This is a genomic window from Pseudomonas sp. TE3552, assembly GCF_056278945.1.
In genome coordinates, this window is record NZ_JBWBQJ010000001.1 from 2,074,474 (window position 1) to 2,088,636 (window position 14,163).

General features: G+C 60.3%; 14 protein-coding genes and 1 pseudogene. 6 read left to right on the forward strand and 9 right to left on the reverse strand.

Going from position 1 to position 14,163, the window contains the following annotated elements:
- Window positions 1-1,158: an efflux RND transporter periplasmic adaptor subunit gene (locus tag ACZ9BB_RS09170; protein WP_476213481.1), complete on the reverse strand. Its 1,158-nt coding sequence runs from the start codon at window positions 1,156-1,158 to the stop codon at window positions 1-3.
- 294 nt (window positions 1,159-1,452) lie between these two features.
- Here ACZ9BB_RS09170 and ACZ9BB_RS09175 point away from each other — a divergent pair, with 294 nt between their 5' ends.
- Window positions 1,453-2,154 (forward strand): response regulator, encoded by a 702-nt coding sequence (locus ACZ9BB_RS09175; protein WP_476213482.1) that lies wholly within the window; start codon window positions 1,453-1,455, stop codon window positions 2,152-2,154.
- Between the two features lie 4 nt (window positions 2,155-2,158).
- Window positions 2,159-3,460 carry an ATP-binding protein gene (locus ACZ9BB_RS09180; RefSeq protein WP_476213483.1) on the forward strand — a complete coding sequence of 434 codons (1,302 nt, stop codon included), beginning with the start codon at window positions 2,159-2,161 and terminating at the stop codon, window positions 3,458-3,460.
- Between the two features lie 176 nt (window positions 3,461-3,636).
- On the opposite strand, the gene pncA is transcribed toward ACZ9BB_RS09180, so the two are convergent.
- Window positions 3,637-4,266, reverse strand: coding sequence for a bifunctional nicotinamidase/pyrazinamidase (gene pncA / locus ACZ9BB_RS09185; RefSeq protein WP_476213484.1), 630 nt, complete (start codon window positions 4,264-4,266; stop codon window positions 3,637-3,639).
- A gap of 201 nt (window positions 4,267-4,467) precedes the next feature.
- On the opposite strand from pncA, the gene ACZ9BB_RS09190 reads away from it, so the two are divergent.
- From ACZ9BB_RS09190 to nudC, 3 genes and pseudogenes are all read left to right on the forward strand, one after another.
- On the forward strand, window positions 4,468-5,280 hold the full coding sequence (locus tag ACZ9BB_RS09190) for a crotonase/enoyl-CoA hydratase family protein (protein ID WP_476213485.1): 813 nt from the start codon (window positions 4,468-4,470) through the stop codon (window positions 5,278-5,280).
- 6 nt (window positions 5,281-5,286) lie between these two features.
- Window positions 5,287-5,463: pseudogene (locus tag ACZ9BB_RS09195) on the forward strand (NAD(+) diphosphatase); the annotation flags it as partial.
- A complete protein-coding gene (nudC, locus tag ACZ9BB_RS09200; RefSeq protein WP_476213486.1) occupies window positions 5,459-6,118 on the forward strand; it encodes an NAD(+) diphosphatase in 660 nt (219 codons plus the stop codon). The pseudogene ACZ9BB_RS09195 and the gene nudC, both read left to right, overlap by 5 nt.
- Here nudC and ACZ9BB_RS09205 read toward each other — a convergent pair.
- The 3 genes from ACZ9BB_RS09205 to ACZ9BB_RS09215 all read right to left on the reverse strand — a co-directional run bounded on the left by ACZ9BB_RS09205 (window position 6,086) and on the right by ACZ9BB_RS09215 (window position 8,227).
- The gene (locus tag ACZ9BB_RS09205) at window positions 6,086-6,865 is read right to left on the reverse strand and encodes a TSUP family transporter (protein WP_476213487.1); all 780 of its coding nucleotides are present in this window, start codon (window positions 6,863-6,865) and stop codon (window positions 6,086-6,088) included. The two genes, nudC and ACZ9BB_RS09205, sit on opposite strands and share 33 nt — an antisense overlap.
- A gap of 265 nt (window positions 6,866-7,130) precedes the next feature.
- On the reverse strand, window positions 7,131-7,607 hold the full coding sequence (locus ACZ9BB_RS09210; protein ID WP_038983231.1) for a nuclear transport factor 2 family protein: 477 nt from the start codon (window positions 7,605-7,607) through the stop codon (window positions 7,131-7,133).
- Window positions 7,608-7,663: 56 nt separating this feature from the next.
- Window positions 7,664-8,227, reverse strand: coding sequence for a TetR/AcrR family transcriptional regulator (locus tag ACZ9BB_RS09215; protein WP_476213488.1), 564 nt, complete (start codon window positions 8,225-8,227; stop codon window positions 7,664-7,666).
- Between the two features lie 239 nt (window positions 8,228-8,466).
- On the opposite strand from ACZ9BB_RS09215, the gene pssA reads away from it, so the two are divergent.
- On the forward strand, window positions 8,467-9,810 hold the full coding sequence (gene pssA, locus ACZ9BB_RS09220) for a CDP-diacylglycerol--serine O-phosphatidyltransferase (protein ID WP_476213489.1): 1,344 nt from the start codon (window positions 8,467-8,469) through the stop codon (window positions 9,808-9,810).
- 87 nt (window positions 9,811-9,897) lie between these two features.
- Here pssA and efeO (ACZ9BB_RS09225) read toward each other — a convergent pair whose 3' ends face one another.
- Genes efeO (ACZ9BB_RS09225) through efeU form a run of 4 tightly spaced genes read right to left on the reverse strand, consistent with a single transcriptional unit; the run spans window position 9,898 to window position 14,106 of the window.
- Window positions 9,898-10,722: an iron uptake system protein EfeO gene (efeO, locus tag ACZ9BB_RS09225; RefSeq protein WP_476213490.1), complete on the reverse strand. Its 825-nt coding sequence runs from the start codon at window positions 10,720-10,722 to the stop codon at window positions 9,898-9,900.
- 19 nt (window positions 10,723-10,741) lie between these two features.
- Window positions 10,742-12,040, reverse strand: coding sequence for an iron uptake transporter deferrochelatase/peroxidase subunit (gene efeB / locus ACZ9BB_RS09230; RefSeq protein WP_476213491.1), 1,299 nt, complete (start codon window positions 12,038-12,040; stop codon window positions 10,742-10,744).
- A gap of 18 nt (window positions 12,041-12,058) precedes the next feature.
- Window positions 12,059-13,258, reverse strand: a complete 1,200-nt coding sequence (gene efeO, locus ACZ9BB_RS09235) for an iron uptake system protein EfeO (RefSeq protein ID WP_476213492.1) — start codon at window positions 13,256-13,258, stop codon at window positions 12,059-12,061.
- A gap of 8 nt (window positions 13,259-13,266) precedes the next feature.
- Window positions 13,267-14,106: an iron uptake transporter permease EfeU gene (efeU, locus tag ACZ9BB_RS09240; RefSeq protein ID WP_476213493.1), complete on the reverse strand. Its 840-nt coding sequence runs from the start codon at window positions 14,104-14,106 to the stop codon at window positions 13,267-13,269.
- Window positions 14,107-14,163 lie beyond the last annotated feature (57 nt).

The window sequence follows — 14,163 nt, forward strand, 5'->3', positions numbered from 1 at the left end:
TTACTGACCAGAAACCTGGGCAAGTGGAAGAGGGGTGTTGTCGATCTGGACTTTTTCACCGGGGCGCGCATGTTGCAGGCCTTCAGTGACGATGCGGTCGCCGGGCTTGAGGCCGCTGGTAACGATCCAGCGATCGTTCTGCACCGCGCCCAGTTCGACCGGTTGCTGGCCGACCCGCTGCTCGGCGTCGAGCAACAGCACTTGGGCAACGCCGGCGCTGTCACGCTGGATGGCCCGTTGTGGCACGCTGATGCCTTGCTGATTGAACGCTTGCTCCAGACGCACGCGAACGAAGCTGCCCGGCAGCAAGTCGAGGTCCGGGTTGGGGAATTCGCTGCGCAGGATGATCTGACCGGTGCCCGGGTCGACGGTGATGTCGGTGAACAGCAACTTGCCCGGCAGCGGATAGAGGTTGCCGTCGTCCTGAATCAGCGTGGCTTTGGCCTGGCCCTGGCCCACTTCCTTTAATTGGCCGGAACGGAACGCCCGGCGCAGGTCGTTGAGTTCACGGGTCGATTGCGTCAGGTCAGCGTGGATCGGGTTCAACTGCTGAATCAATGCCAAAGGGGTGGTTTCGTTCTGCCCGACCAGCGCGCCTTCGGTCACCAGTGCGCGGCCGATGCGCCCGGAAATCGGCGCGGTGACGGTGGCGTAACCCAGGTTCAGTTTCGCCCGCTCTACGGCGGCTTTGTTGGCGGCGACATCGGCGGCAGTCTGCCGGGCATTGGCGCGGGCATTGTCGTAATCCTGGGCGCTGATGGCGTTGCCTTCGATCAACTGGGCGTAACGCTGTTCCTGCAGTTTTGCCTGGAATGCATTGGCCTCGGCCTTGCGCAGCGCGGCTTCGGCACTGTCCAGATCGGCCTTGAACGGTGCCGGGTCGATACGAAACAGCACATCGCCTTTTTTCACGTCGCTGCCTTCACGAAAGGCCCGCTGCAACACCACGCCGGCGACACGGGCGCGCACTTCGGCAATTCGTGGCGCGGCAATCCGCCCGCTCAGTTCGCTGCTGATCGATAGGGGGCGGGCTTGTATGGTTTCGATCCGCACGGTAGCCAGCGGAGCCTGTTCTTCGGCGGTCGAGGCCTGGTCGCAAGCGCTCAGCGTCAACGCCAGTGCAATCAGGCTGAGCGTGGCAAGCAGATTCTTTGACATGTGAATACCCCAATAATGACCTCCCGTATCCTACGGGGAGCCAACGAGGGTAGCGGTGAAGCTTTGTAGGCGCTGTGTGAAATTGTGTAAGGGTTTTGCTCGGGCAGGCGTGAGGGCGTATATCCTTCACGCCTTGAAATTTATTGCGACAGATGTACCGCTATCGCGGGCAAGCCCGCTCCCACAGTGGCAGGTGATGCTCACAAAATTTGTGTCCACATCAAATCCCTGTGGGAGCGGGCTTGCCCGCGATGAGGCCTCGCCAGTCACCACAGCACTTTCTGGAAACACCCCATGCCCAACATCCTCCTGGTCGAAGACGACACCGCGCTTTCCGAACTGATTGCCAGCTACCTGGAACGCAACGGTTATTCAGTCAGCGTGATCAGCCGTGGCGATCACGTGCGCGAACGGGCGCGGGTCAGCGCGCCGGACCTGGTGATCCTCGATCTGATGCTGCCGGGGCTCGACGGTTTGCAGGTCTGCCGCTTGCTGCGAGCCGATTCGGCGACCTTGCCGATCCTGATGCTCACTGCCCGCGACGACAGCCATGATCAGGTGCTGGGCCTGGAGATGGGCGCCGACGACTACGTCACCAAACCCTGCGAACCGCGAGTATTGCTGGCTCGCGTGCGGACCTTGCTGCGCCGCAGCAGCCTTGGCGAACCGCAGACCGCCAACGACCGCATCCTCATGGGCAATTTGTGCATCGATCTGTCCGAGCGCACCGTGACCTGGCGCGGGCAACTGGTGGAATTGTCCAGCGGTGAATACAACCTGCTGGTGGTGCTGGCCCGGCATGCCGGCGAAGTGCTGAGCCGCGATCAGATTCTGCAACGCTTGCGCGGTATCGAATTCAACGGCACCGACCGCTCGGTGGACGTGGCGATCTCCAAGTTGCGACGCAAGTTCGACGACCACGCCGGCGAGGCGCGCAAGATCAAGACCGTGTGGGGCAAGGGCTACCTGTTCAGCCGCTCCGAGTGGGAATGCTGAATCCATGTTCAGAATTCTGTTTCGTCTCTATCTGGTGACCATCGTCTCGTTCAGCGCGGCGATCTACCTGGTGCCAGACCTGGTGATCAAGGTCTTCCATGAGCGTTTTGTGACCTACAACCTCGATTACTCCCGAGGCTTGCAAACGCTGATCGTCAAACAGTTTCGCGCAGTACCGGTCGAGCAGTGGCCGGCGTTGGCAGCGGAGATGGACCAGGAATTCCAGCCGCTGCACATCCTGTTGGTCCGCAACGACGACGCCGAATTCACCCCGGATGAACGTGAACGCTTGCAGCGCGGCGAGAACGTGGTGCGCATCGGTGACTGGGGTTGGCGCACCCTGGCGGTAACTCCGTTGAACGAGCAGATGGTGGTGGAAATGGTCGTGCCGCCGGACCCGACAGACGTCAGTTGGTTGTACTGGAGCATCAACGTGCTGATCGGCGCGACCATGCTGGCCTGCCTGTTACTGTGGCTGCGCCCGCACTGGCGCGATCTGGAACGTCTAAAAAGCACCGCCGAACGCTTCGGCAAGGGCCACCTGAGCGAGCGCACGCAGATTTCTCCAAGCTCCAACATCGGTAGCCTGGCCAATGTTTTCGACACCATGGCCGGTGACATCGAAAACCTGCTCAACCAACAGCGCGACTTGCTCAACGCCGTGTCCCACGAATTGCGCACGCCATTGACGCGGCTGGATTTCGGCCTGGCCCTGGCGCTGTCCGACGACTTGCCGGCCACCAGCCGCGAACGTCTGCAAGGCCTGGTCGCGCACATTCGCGAACTGGATGAACTGGTGCTGGAACTGCTGTCCTACAGTCGATTGCAAAACCCGGGGCAGCTGCCGGAACAGGTCGAGGTGTCGCTGGATGAATTCATCGACAGCATTCTGGGCAGCGTCGATGAAGAACTCGAGTCACCGGAGATCGTCATTGATGTGCTGCTTAACGGCCAGCTCGAACGCTTCTCGCTGGACCCGCGCTTGACTGCCCGGGCGATCCAGAACCTGCTGCGCAATGCCATGCGCTATTGCGAAAAACGGATTCAGGTCGGTGTGCAGGTGTGCCCCAAGGGCTGTGAAATCTGGGTGGATGACGATGGTATCGGCATTCCGGAAGAAGAGCGGGAGCGGATTTTCGAGCCATTTTATCGACTGGACCGCAGTCGGGACCGCGCCACAGGCGGGTTTGGGCTGGGCCTGGCGATCAGCCGCCGTGCCCTGGAAGCCCAGGGCGGTGCACTGACCGCACAAGCGTCGCCGCTAGGGGGCGCGCGGTTCCGACTTTGGTTGCCGACACCTGTCTGAATCTTTCACCGTCCCTGTGGCGAGGGAGCTTGCTCCCGCTGGGCCGCGAAGCGGCCCCCTGCATTTCTTCAGTTGCATCGCGGGATGGGGCAAAATTTGCGACTGCTTCGCAGCCGAGCGGGAGCAAGCTCCCTCGCCACAGAGAGTCATTGCCCATGGGGGCTGTGCATGATCGTTCAACCAAGCAATTCGCCCGATTCAATCAACCCGACCCCAGACACCTGCATCCGCTCAATCGCTGCCGCCAGTGACCCTTGCAGATCAATCGCCCGACATGCATCCATCACCACAAACGCATTGAACCCCGCCGCCCGCGCGTCCAGCGCAGAAAACATCACGCAGAAATCCAGTGCCAGCCCGACCAGGTAAACCGTGTCGATGCTGCGCTCTTTAAGGTATCCGGCCAAACCGGTGGTTGTGGTTCGATCGGCCTCCAGAAACGCCGAATAACTGTCGATGTCCGGATTGCAGCCCTTGCGGATGATCAGTTGGGCGTGGGGCAGGGCCAGTTCCGCGTGGAACTCGGCGCCGGGTGTGGCCCGTACGCAATGCTCAGGCCAAAGCGTTTGTTCACCATAAGGCAACTGAATCACGTCGTAAGGTTTGCGCCCCGGATGGCTGGACGCGAACGAGGCGTGGCCGGGCGGGTGCCAGTCCTGGGCAATGATGACCTGCTTGAACTGGCGCCCGAGTCGGTTAATCAAGGGCACGATCAGGTCGCCCTCCGGCACCGGCAGTTGACCACCGGGAATGAAGTCGTTCTGTACGTCGATAACCAGCAGGGCTGCTCGTGAAGAGATTGGCATGGGCGGATTCCTCCTTGGAAAGTCCGGTGCAAGCATAGTGACAACTTGGCTGGCGCGCTAAGCCGGTTTCTCATTAATTTCGATGGTGTGGGAGAGCCTCCCGGAGCAGTCCCGCATTTGGCCGAACCGCTGCCTTACTGCCGGCCCTGATGCCTTGTTATAGTTCGGCCCTCATTTCCTGCCCGGTAAAGGATCACTGCCATGTCCCAATACACCGCTTTCAGCGTCGAACTGGCCGATAACATCGCCCATGTGCAGATCAACCGCCCGGAAAAGATCAATTCGATGAACGCCGCGTTCTGGAGCGAGATCATCGAGATTTTCCAGTGGATCGACGATACCGATGAAGTCCGGGTGGTGGTGCTCAGTGGTGCCGGCAAACATTTTTCTTCGGGCATCGACCTGATGATGCTGGCCGGTGTGGCCAATGAACTGGGCAAGGATGTCGGCCGCAATGCTCGTCTGCTGCGGCGCACGATCCTCAGGCTGCAGGCCTCGTTCAATGCCGTCGACAACTGCCGCAAACCGGTGCTGGCGGCGATTCAGGGTTATTGCCTGGGTGGCGCCATCGATCTGATTTCGGCCTGCGACATGCGTTACGCCGCCGAGGACGCGCAATTTTCCATCAAGGAAATCGACATCGGCATGGCAGCCGACGTAGGCACTTTGCAACGCTTGCCACGGATAATCGGTGACGGCATGCTGCGTGAACTGGCTTACACTGGTCGCACCTTTGGCGCCGATGAAGCACGCAGTATCGGCCTGGTCAATCGCGTCTACAGCGATACTGCCAGCCTGCTGGAAGGCGTGATGGGCATTGCCCGCGAGATCGCCGGCAAGTCGCCGATTGCGGTCACCGGTACCAAAGAGATGATCAGCTACATGCGCGACCATCGCATTGACGACGGCCTCGAATACGTCGCCACCTGGAACGCCGCCATGCTGCAATCCACCGATCTGCGCGTGGCCATGGCCGCCCATATGAGCAAACAGAAACCCGAATTTCTGGATTGATTAACCATGATTTCACGCTGGACCACCGCAGTACTGGACACCGATCAACCCGGCGGCTGGGCCGTGGCGCGCAGCCCCGAAGGTTTTTTGTTCGATGACAATGGCGCGCTGTTTCCTCGCGAATGGCTCAAGCGCCAAGACCTGTCGATTCTTGCCGAACACGGCATCGGTCACCTGGATGGCGAACCGGTCTACCTGCTGGAGCTGCGCAGCCACAGCGAAGTGCCGGGCTGCAACTGGAAAGGCCCTGCGGGCCTTCATGCTCGACGGCGATCACACTGTCTACAAGGTGCTCGGCTATGCCGCGCAAATCGGTACCTGGGCCCGTGAACACCGCTATTGCGGCAACTGCGGGCAGGTGATGACCCAGGTGCCGCGTGAGCGGGCGATGTACTGCGAGCCGTGCGATTTGCGCAGTTACCCGCGCATTTCACCGAGCATGATCGTGCTGGTGACCCGTGGCGATGAAGTCCTGCTGGCCCGTTCGCCGCGTTTCGTCCCCGGGGTCTACAGTACCTTGGCGGGGTTTGCCGAGCCGGGTGAGTCGGCCGAAGACTGCCTGATTCGCGAGGTCCGCGAAGAGGTGCGGATCGAGGTCAAGAATATCCAGTACATGGGCAGTCAGTGCTGGCCGTTCCCGCACTCGATGATGCTCGGCTTTCATGCCGAATACGCCGGGGGCGAGATTGTCTGTCAGGAAGACGAGATCGAAGACGCCCAGTGGTTCAACGTGCACGAGCTGCCGCCGTTGCCGGCGTCACGCTCGATTGCCCGCTACCTGATCGACGTCTATGTAGCGCGGCGCTTAGGCCACGCTGAACCAGTGCTGCCAGGCTAAGCGCACGGTCAGGCCGAGTACCACGGTGATGAACACTGGGCGAATGAATTTCGCGCCGCCGCTGATGGCGGTGCGCGCGCCGAAGAAGGCGCCGACCATCACCGACAGGCCCATGCTCAGGCCGATGATCCAGTCCACTTGCCCGGAAAAGATGAACACCGACAGCGCCGCGATGTTGCTGACGAAGTTCATGCTGCGCGCTACACCGCTGGCCTTGACCAGGTCGATGGGGTAGAGCAGCAGACTGCTGACGGTCCAGAATGCACCCGTTCCCGGGCCGGCCACGCCGTCGTAGAAACCCAGGCTGAAACCTTGGCTCGATTGCCACTTTTTCTTGATCGGTGCATCGCTGTCCAGCGGCGCTTTCGGCGTGCCGCCGAACAACAGGTACAGGCCGCAGGCGAAAACGATCACCGGCAGCATCTTGTTCAGCCATTGCGCCGGCAAGTAATGAGCGACCACGGCGCCGGTGAGCGCACCCACCAGCGTGCCGACGATGGCGTGCATCCATTGCCGTGGATGGAACAGCTTGCGCCGGTAGAAGGTGAAACTGGCGGTGGCCGAGCCGAAGGTCGAACTGAGTTTGTTGGTGCCCAGCACCAGGTGCGGCGGCAGGCCGGCAGTCAGCAGCGCCGGGGTAGTCAACAGACCGCCACCACCAGCGATGGCGTCGATGAAACCGGCGATGAAAGCGACGAGAGCCAGAACGGCCAGGGTAGTGAGGTCAACGCTGAGTTCGAAAGGCATGGAATCGGCTTATTCGGCAGGGTCGCAGAAAAGGGGCTGCGGGGAAGGGCCGGTATCTTACCCATATCCAACTTCTGCGGCGACCTGTCTGGCCCTTTCGCGGGCAAGCCTCGCTCCTACAGGATTGGTGTAATCGCAATTATCCCTAACGATGAAATACCGTAGGAACGAGGCTTGCCCGCGATGACGGTTTCACATTCAACAAATAAGTTGTCAGTGACATCGCCATCGCGGGCAAGCCCGCGCCCACATGGGATTTCGGAAGTTACAGACCCAGATCAGACAGGCCCGGGTGGTCATCAGGCCGGCGGCCTAGCGGCCAGTGGAACTTGCGGTCGCTTTCCTTGATCGGCATGTCGTTGATGCAGGCGTAACGATTGAACATCAGGCCGTTTTCGTCGAACTCCCAGTTCTCGTTGCCGTAGGAACGGAACCAGTTACCCGAGTCGTCGTGCCATTCGTAGGCGTAACGCACGGCGATGCGGTTGTCGCCATGGGCCCAGAGTTCCTTGATCAGCCGGTAGTCCAGTTCCTTCGCCCATTTGCGGGTCAGAAAAGCTTTGGCTTCTTCGCGGTTGTGGGCGAATTCGGCGCGGTTACGCCACTGAGTGTCCAGGGTGTAGGCAAGAGACACCCGTTCCGGGTCACGGGAGTTCCAGCCGTCTTCGGCCAGGCGAACTTTCTCGATGGCCGATTCACGGGTAAACGGCGGCAATGGCGGACGAACTTCGGCAGTAGACATGTAAAGTCTCCCTATCAAATTGACGTTCATGCAAGTTGTCGGGCTTATTAAAAGTGTTACAGGTCCAATAACTTTCGCGCCATGCATTGCGCATTATCGGCGGCACTGTGATCACCCATCACAAGCGCTACGGTAATGGCACCGTCGATCAGGATCAGCAGCTGTTTGGCCAGCGTTTCCGGGTCTTTTGCGCCATGTTCGGTACACAGCTCGCACACGTAGTCGAGCAGTTTCTGTTTGTGGTCTTTGGCAACCAGGCGAACCGGGTCTTGCGGGTCGCCGGTTTCGCCACTGGTATTGATGAAGGCGCAGCCGCGAAAGCCTTCGGAGGCGAACCAGGCCTTGAGCACGGTAAACAGGTTGAGCAGCCGGTCGGCCGGGCTTTGGGCCTTGCCGACTTCACTTCGGTACCAGTGCATCCAGCGCACATCGCGGCGTTGCAGGGCCGCGACGGTGAGCTCCTCCTTGTTGGCGAAGTAGCGGTAAATACTTTTTCTGGAGACGCCGGCGGTTTTCACCAGAAGATCCATGCCGGTGGCAGCGATGCCACTTTTGTAGATCAACTTTTCGGTGACATCCAGAATGATGTCGCGTGTGTCGTTGCTAGTGATTTCGTTCATGTGGCCAACAGTAGAATGATCGTTCTTCTTGGTCAAGGGATTATTTTTGTGTCTGTGAAATTGCCTTCGCGGGCAAGCCTCGCTCCTACAGGACTTGTGTAGTCACAATTATCCCGAACGATGAAAAATCGTAGGAGCGAGGCTTGCCCGCGAAGAGGCCATTACAGACAGTAACAAGACCCAAACCCGTCCATGGTGTAAGCTCTCGGGTTCTTCGGATTCGACCCTTTGCGAGCCCTATGCCGTCGCTTTTCAAACGCTCTCTGCTGCCTAAACTGCGCAGTTTTCCGCTGACCGCCGATGCCGTCACCATCCTCTCTGGCGCTGCCGAGTTCCGTCGTTGCCTGCTGGAGCAAATCGCTCAGGCAACCCGGCGTATCTATATCGTCGCGCTGTACTTGCAACAGGATGAGGCCGGCCAGGAAATCCTCGATGCCCTGCACGCCGCAAAAAAGGCGCGTCCGGAGCTGGACGTGGTGGTAGTCGTGGATTGGCTGCGTGCCCAGCGCGGTTTGATCGGTGCCGGCAAGCAGCCGGGCAACTCGGCCTGGTATCAGGAAACCACCCGCACCCACGAGAGCGAAGTGCCGGTGTACGGCGTGCCGGTGCAGACCCGCGAGCTGTTCGGCGTGCTGCATCTGAAGGGCTTCGTGATCGACGATTGCGTGATCTATAGCGGCGCGAGCCTGAACAACGTTTATCTGCACAAGTTCGACAAGTACCGCTTCGACCGTTATCACCTGCTGCACAATTCGGCGCTGGCCGATTCGATGCAGCACCTGATCCAGCACGGTCTGATCGCCTCCAAAGCGGTGCATCGCCTCGACCTGCCGAACCTGCCGACCACCCGCAGCTTGCGCCACGACATCGGCGACTTGCGCAGCCGTCTCAAACACGCAGCGTACGACACCACGGCGGGCAGCACGGTCAAGGGCGGCTTATCAGTCAGCCCTTTGCTCGGTGTGGGCAAGAACAATCCGTTGAGCCGGGTGATCTGTGAACTGATCGCCAGCGCACAACATCAGCTGACCATCTGCACGCCGTACTTCAACTTGCCGCTAGCGGTGACCCGGGAAATCAACCGGGCCCTGGCGCGGGGCGTGAAAATCGACATCGTCGTCGGTGACAAGACCGCCAACGATTTCTTCATTCCGCCAAGCGAACCGTTCAAGGTGATCGCAGCGCTGCCGTACCTTTACGAGATCAGCCTGCGACGCTTCGCCAAGCGGCATCAGCGCAACATCGACAGCGGCAAGTTGAACCTGCATTTGTGGAAGGATGGCGACAACACCTATCACCTCAAGGGCATGTGGATCGATCAGCGCTACACCTTGCTGACTGGCAACAACCTCAACCCGCGGGCGTTCCGTCTCGACCTGGAAAATGCGTTGCTGATCGATGATCCGAAAGGGGAGTTACTGGAACCGCGTGACAAAGAGCAGGCGGAGATTTTCCAGCACACCCGTCGCGTCGAGCGCTATCAGGACCTGGAAACATTGCCGGATTACCCGGCGGGAGTAGCCAAGTTTCTCAAGCGCGTGAGCCGGGTAAGGATCGAGCGGTTGTTGTATCGGATTTTGTGAGGGTTAACACGACGGGGTAGGTGTGGTGCCTGCCCAAATGCCATCGCGAGCCTGCTCGCGATGGGTATAGCCCAGACGCCACAAAACTCAATTCAAACCAAGCTTCCCCCGCAACGTCGACAAATCCTCAGCCAGGGTATTCACCGGCCCGACCAGCGCCTTGCGGTCGCTGTCCTGCACCTTGTCATACGTCTCAAAACCACCGCTCGCGGCTTTGTACTTGGCCAGCGTCTTGTTCACCGTGGCGAAGTTCTTGTCGACCTTGGCCATGAACGCCGCATCCTGCTTTTCGATCTGCGGACGGAACAGGTCGACGATTTTCTTCGCGCCGTCGATGTTGCCCTGGAAGTCATAGAGGTCGGTGTGGCTGTAGCGGTCTTCCTCTCCGGAAATCTTGGTGGCGGCCACTTCTTCAAGCAGCGCGGCCGCGCCGCCGACGACTTTTTCCGGTGGGAAGGTCAGGCCGGAGACGCGGGTTTGCAGGTCTTTCACGTCTTTGTTCAAACCATCGGCCAACTCGCCCAGGCCCTGGGTGCTGTTTTCCGAGAACAACGAATATTCGAGGCGATGGAAGCCGGTGAAGTCTTCAGCCTTTACGCCTTTTTCATGGTCGTCGACCCGCGAGTCGATGGACGCATCGAGGTCACTGAACAGCTCGGCAATCGGCTCGATGGATTCGTAGTAAACCCGGGTCGGTGCGTAGAGTTTTTTGGCGGTGGCCAGGTCGCCTTTTTTCACTGCGTCGGTGAACTGGCGGGTGTGGCTGGCCAGTTCATCCAGTTGTTCAGTGACGTAGATCTTGTAGTCCGAGATCGGCCCCACCAACTCCAGCGGCGCCGTCGCCGCGAAAGCCGAAAGCGGGGTGTTGAGCAAACCAAGGGTCAGCAGTAACGCGAGGGGCGACTTTTTCATGGGGCGGTTCCGTAGGGGCTTATGCAGTGGTTTTTTGCTGTGTGGCATTCAGAAGCGAGCGACCGATGAAGTCCTTGTCGTCCGTTACGCCGGGCAGGGTGAAGAAGTACCCGCCGCCGACCGGTTTCAGGTATTCCTCCAGTGGCTCGCCGTTGAGTCGGGTCTGCACGGTGATGAAGCCTTTTTGCAGGTCCGCCTGGTAACAGATGAACAACAACCCCATGTCCAGTTGGCCGTTCTTGTTCACGCCGTTGGAATAGTTGAATGGCCGGCGCAGGATCAGGTTGGCCTGGGTCGCGGCGGTGCGCGGGTTGGCCAGGCGGATGTGCGCGTCGAGTTTGGTCAGCTTGCCTTGCGGGTCTTTGGCGTAGTCCGGGACTTGGGTTTCATGCTCTCCATCCATTGGGGCGCCGGTGCTCTTGATGCGGCCGAGGATGCTTTGCTGTTCCTGCAGCGGCGTGCGGTCCCAGCGTTCGACGAAGTTGCGGATAATCCGCACCGCCTGATAGCTGCCATTGACCGCCCAGGCCGGTTCTTCGCTACCGGTCTGGACCCAGACAATGCTGTCCATGGCCTTGGCGTCGTTGGAATCGGGGTTGGCCGAGCCGTCGCGAAAACCCAGAAAGTTGCGCGCGCTTTGCGCCGGCACACCGGGTTTTGTCGGGGCTTGCGGCGGCACGCTGCCTTCCTGTTTCCAGCGCACCAGCAACAGGTCCGGCAGGTTTTTCACGATGTCGCGCAGGGCGTGGATGTTGGTGTCGGCGGTGTTGGAGCAGAACTGCAAGCTCAGGTCGCCGTGGCAGCAATCGGCTTCCAGCGCATCGTTGGGGAAGCCGACCATACGGATCAGCCGCTTGGGCTTGGCGCCGGCCAGACCGAAGCGTTCATCGAACAACGATTCGCCCACCGAGACGGTGATGGTCAGGTTGTCTGGCGTGACCACCGGGCCAAGAATCCCCGAATCCACCGGCGGCAATTTCGGATCGACCTGAGCCACCGGACCACCCTTCATCAAGAACGCGATGCGCTCGTTGAGCGTGCGAAACAACCGCTCCAGGTCTGCGCGGTCGCTGGCCAGCACGTCGAACGACACCAGCATGCCCGACGCCGGGCGCGGGGTGACGATGCCGGTCTGGTGTTTGCCGTGGAACTCATGACGATCCAAGGTCTTGTCGCTGCTTGGCGCTTCGGTGACTTGCGCGGGGCTGGCGGCCATGGCCGGGCAACTCAGGGCGGAACCGGCTAACGCTACACCGGCGGCCCCCATGCTCATCAATACGCGACGGCGTTGTGCTGAAAACTGTTCTGAGTCGTTCATGTACAAGTGGTCTTCTTTTTACAGGCCGGAAAGGCCAAGGGCGGGATCGATTCCATCGAGTGCATCGGCCAGAACCTTGGCCTTGTCGGCGATGTGTTTGCGTTGCTCGGCGCTGACGGTGTCGTAGCTGACGTAGCCATCCTTGACCTTGAAACCGTTGAGTTCAGCGCCGAAAGCAGTGATCGCGCTGTCGAGTGTCGGCAGCCGTTCAGCGGCAGATTTGCTCAACAACGGCCGCAACAGCTCGACGACTTTGCGGCTCGCATCAAGGTTGGCGGCGAAGCCGTTCAGGTCGGTGTGGCTGTAGCGTTCCTCTTCACCGCTGCCGGCCCGGACATCGGCGAGGCTGTTGAGGTTGCGCACCACAATGCTCACCAATTGCTCCGGCGGCAGAGACTGGGCCAGCAGTTGCTGTTTGAGTGCGAAGACGTCGCTGCTCAGGCGTTGGGCAATGGGCGTCAGACCGTCCAGGTTGCGTTGCTCAAAGAGGGCGTATTCGAGGCGGTGAAAACCGACGAAACCCGGATCTTGCTCGCGCTTGTCGAAGTAATCGGCGCGGGCGTTGATCGCGTTGTCCAGCTCCGCCAGGCGCTGGGCCGCCGGAGCCAACCGTTGATAGGCCGCGCGAGCCGGCACATACAAGGCTTGCGCCTGGCTCAGGTCACCGGCTTCGATCGCCTGTTCCAGGGCGGCGACGGCTTTGATCAGCGCGGTACTCTGGCTGCTCAGGTAGACGCGAAACTCCGATAGAGGACCAATGAACGCCACCATCGATGGACGTGCTTTCGCAGCCGCATCGGAGGCGGCGGTCGGGGTGACATGCAAGGTGCCGTGCGGATTACTCAGCAAGCCGCAGGTGATCGCGTAGTCGCCGGGCAACAGGTTGGCATTGATTACCTGGCTCAGGCCGGGGGCAATGTTTTCCCGTTCCTCGACCACCAGCACACCGTCGAGGATTTCCCATTCAACGGCACGGTCCGAACGGTTGACGATGCGAAAACTGGCGCGACCAGCCGGGACTGTCAGCGCATTCGGCTCACAGCTGTGCGGGTGAATAGTGACCAGCACTTCGTCATGGTGGGTTTGACGCTTGGCCGCGGCCATTTTCGAGGCGTAGTAGAACAGGCCACCGGCGGCGATCATCACGATCACCGAACCGGCCACCGCCCAGCGCAAGGCGCGGGGAGGGGAAGCCTGGGGAGTGGCTTGATTTGGCATGGGTGCCCTTACTGACTGGAAACGGAAGAGGGTGTTTGCGCGGGCGTGGCAGCCGGGAGAAAAAACATCACCAGCGCCACCAACAGATAAAACAGATATGCGCCGAGGGTGCTGACGGTCGGCGCGTCCTGATAGCCGAACATGCCGGCCAGCACCGAGCCCAGCGGGCCATCCATCGGCAGCGTGGCGCTGAAGTCGAAGAGCACGCTTTGCAGGTGATTCCACACGCCGGCTTCATGCAGGGCCTGCACCGAGTTGGCGAGAATCCCGGCGGCCACCACCAGGATGAACAGCCCGGTCCAGCGGAAGAACGCGCCGAGGTTCAGGCGCATGCTGCCGGTGTAGATCAGGAAGCCTACGATGATCGCCAGGATCAGGCCGAGCAGGGCGCCGATTGGTGCCGCCGCGCCTTCGCTTTGCTGGAACACGGCGAGCAGGAAGAACACCGTTTCCAGGCCTTCCCGGGCCACGGCGAAAAACACCATGGCGATCAGCGCCGTCACTTGGTGCTTGGAACCGCTCAGCGCGTGGTCGAGGGAAACATGCAGCGAATGTTTGATGGAACGCGCCACCTTGCGCATCCAGAACACCATGGAACTGAGGATGCCGACCGCCAGCAGGCCGACCACGCCTTCAAACAGTTCTTGCTGCTTTTGCGGGAACTCGGCGCTGACCAGTTCCAGACCACCGCCCACCAAAAGGGCCAATGCGACGGCGAGGAATACGCCGATCCATACGGCAGGCATCCACTGGCCGCGACCGGTCTGCTTGAGGTAACTGGCGATAATGCCAACGATCAGCGCAGCTTCAATGCCTTCGCGCAGCATGATCAGAAAAGGAACGAGCATTCAGCACCGGAGGGGAATTAGATAGGGTGCTAAGTTGTAACATGATGAAATTCATTC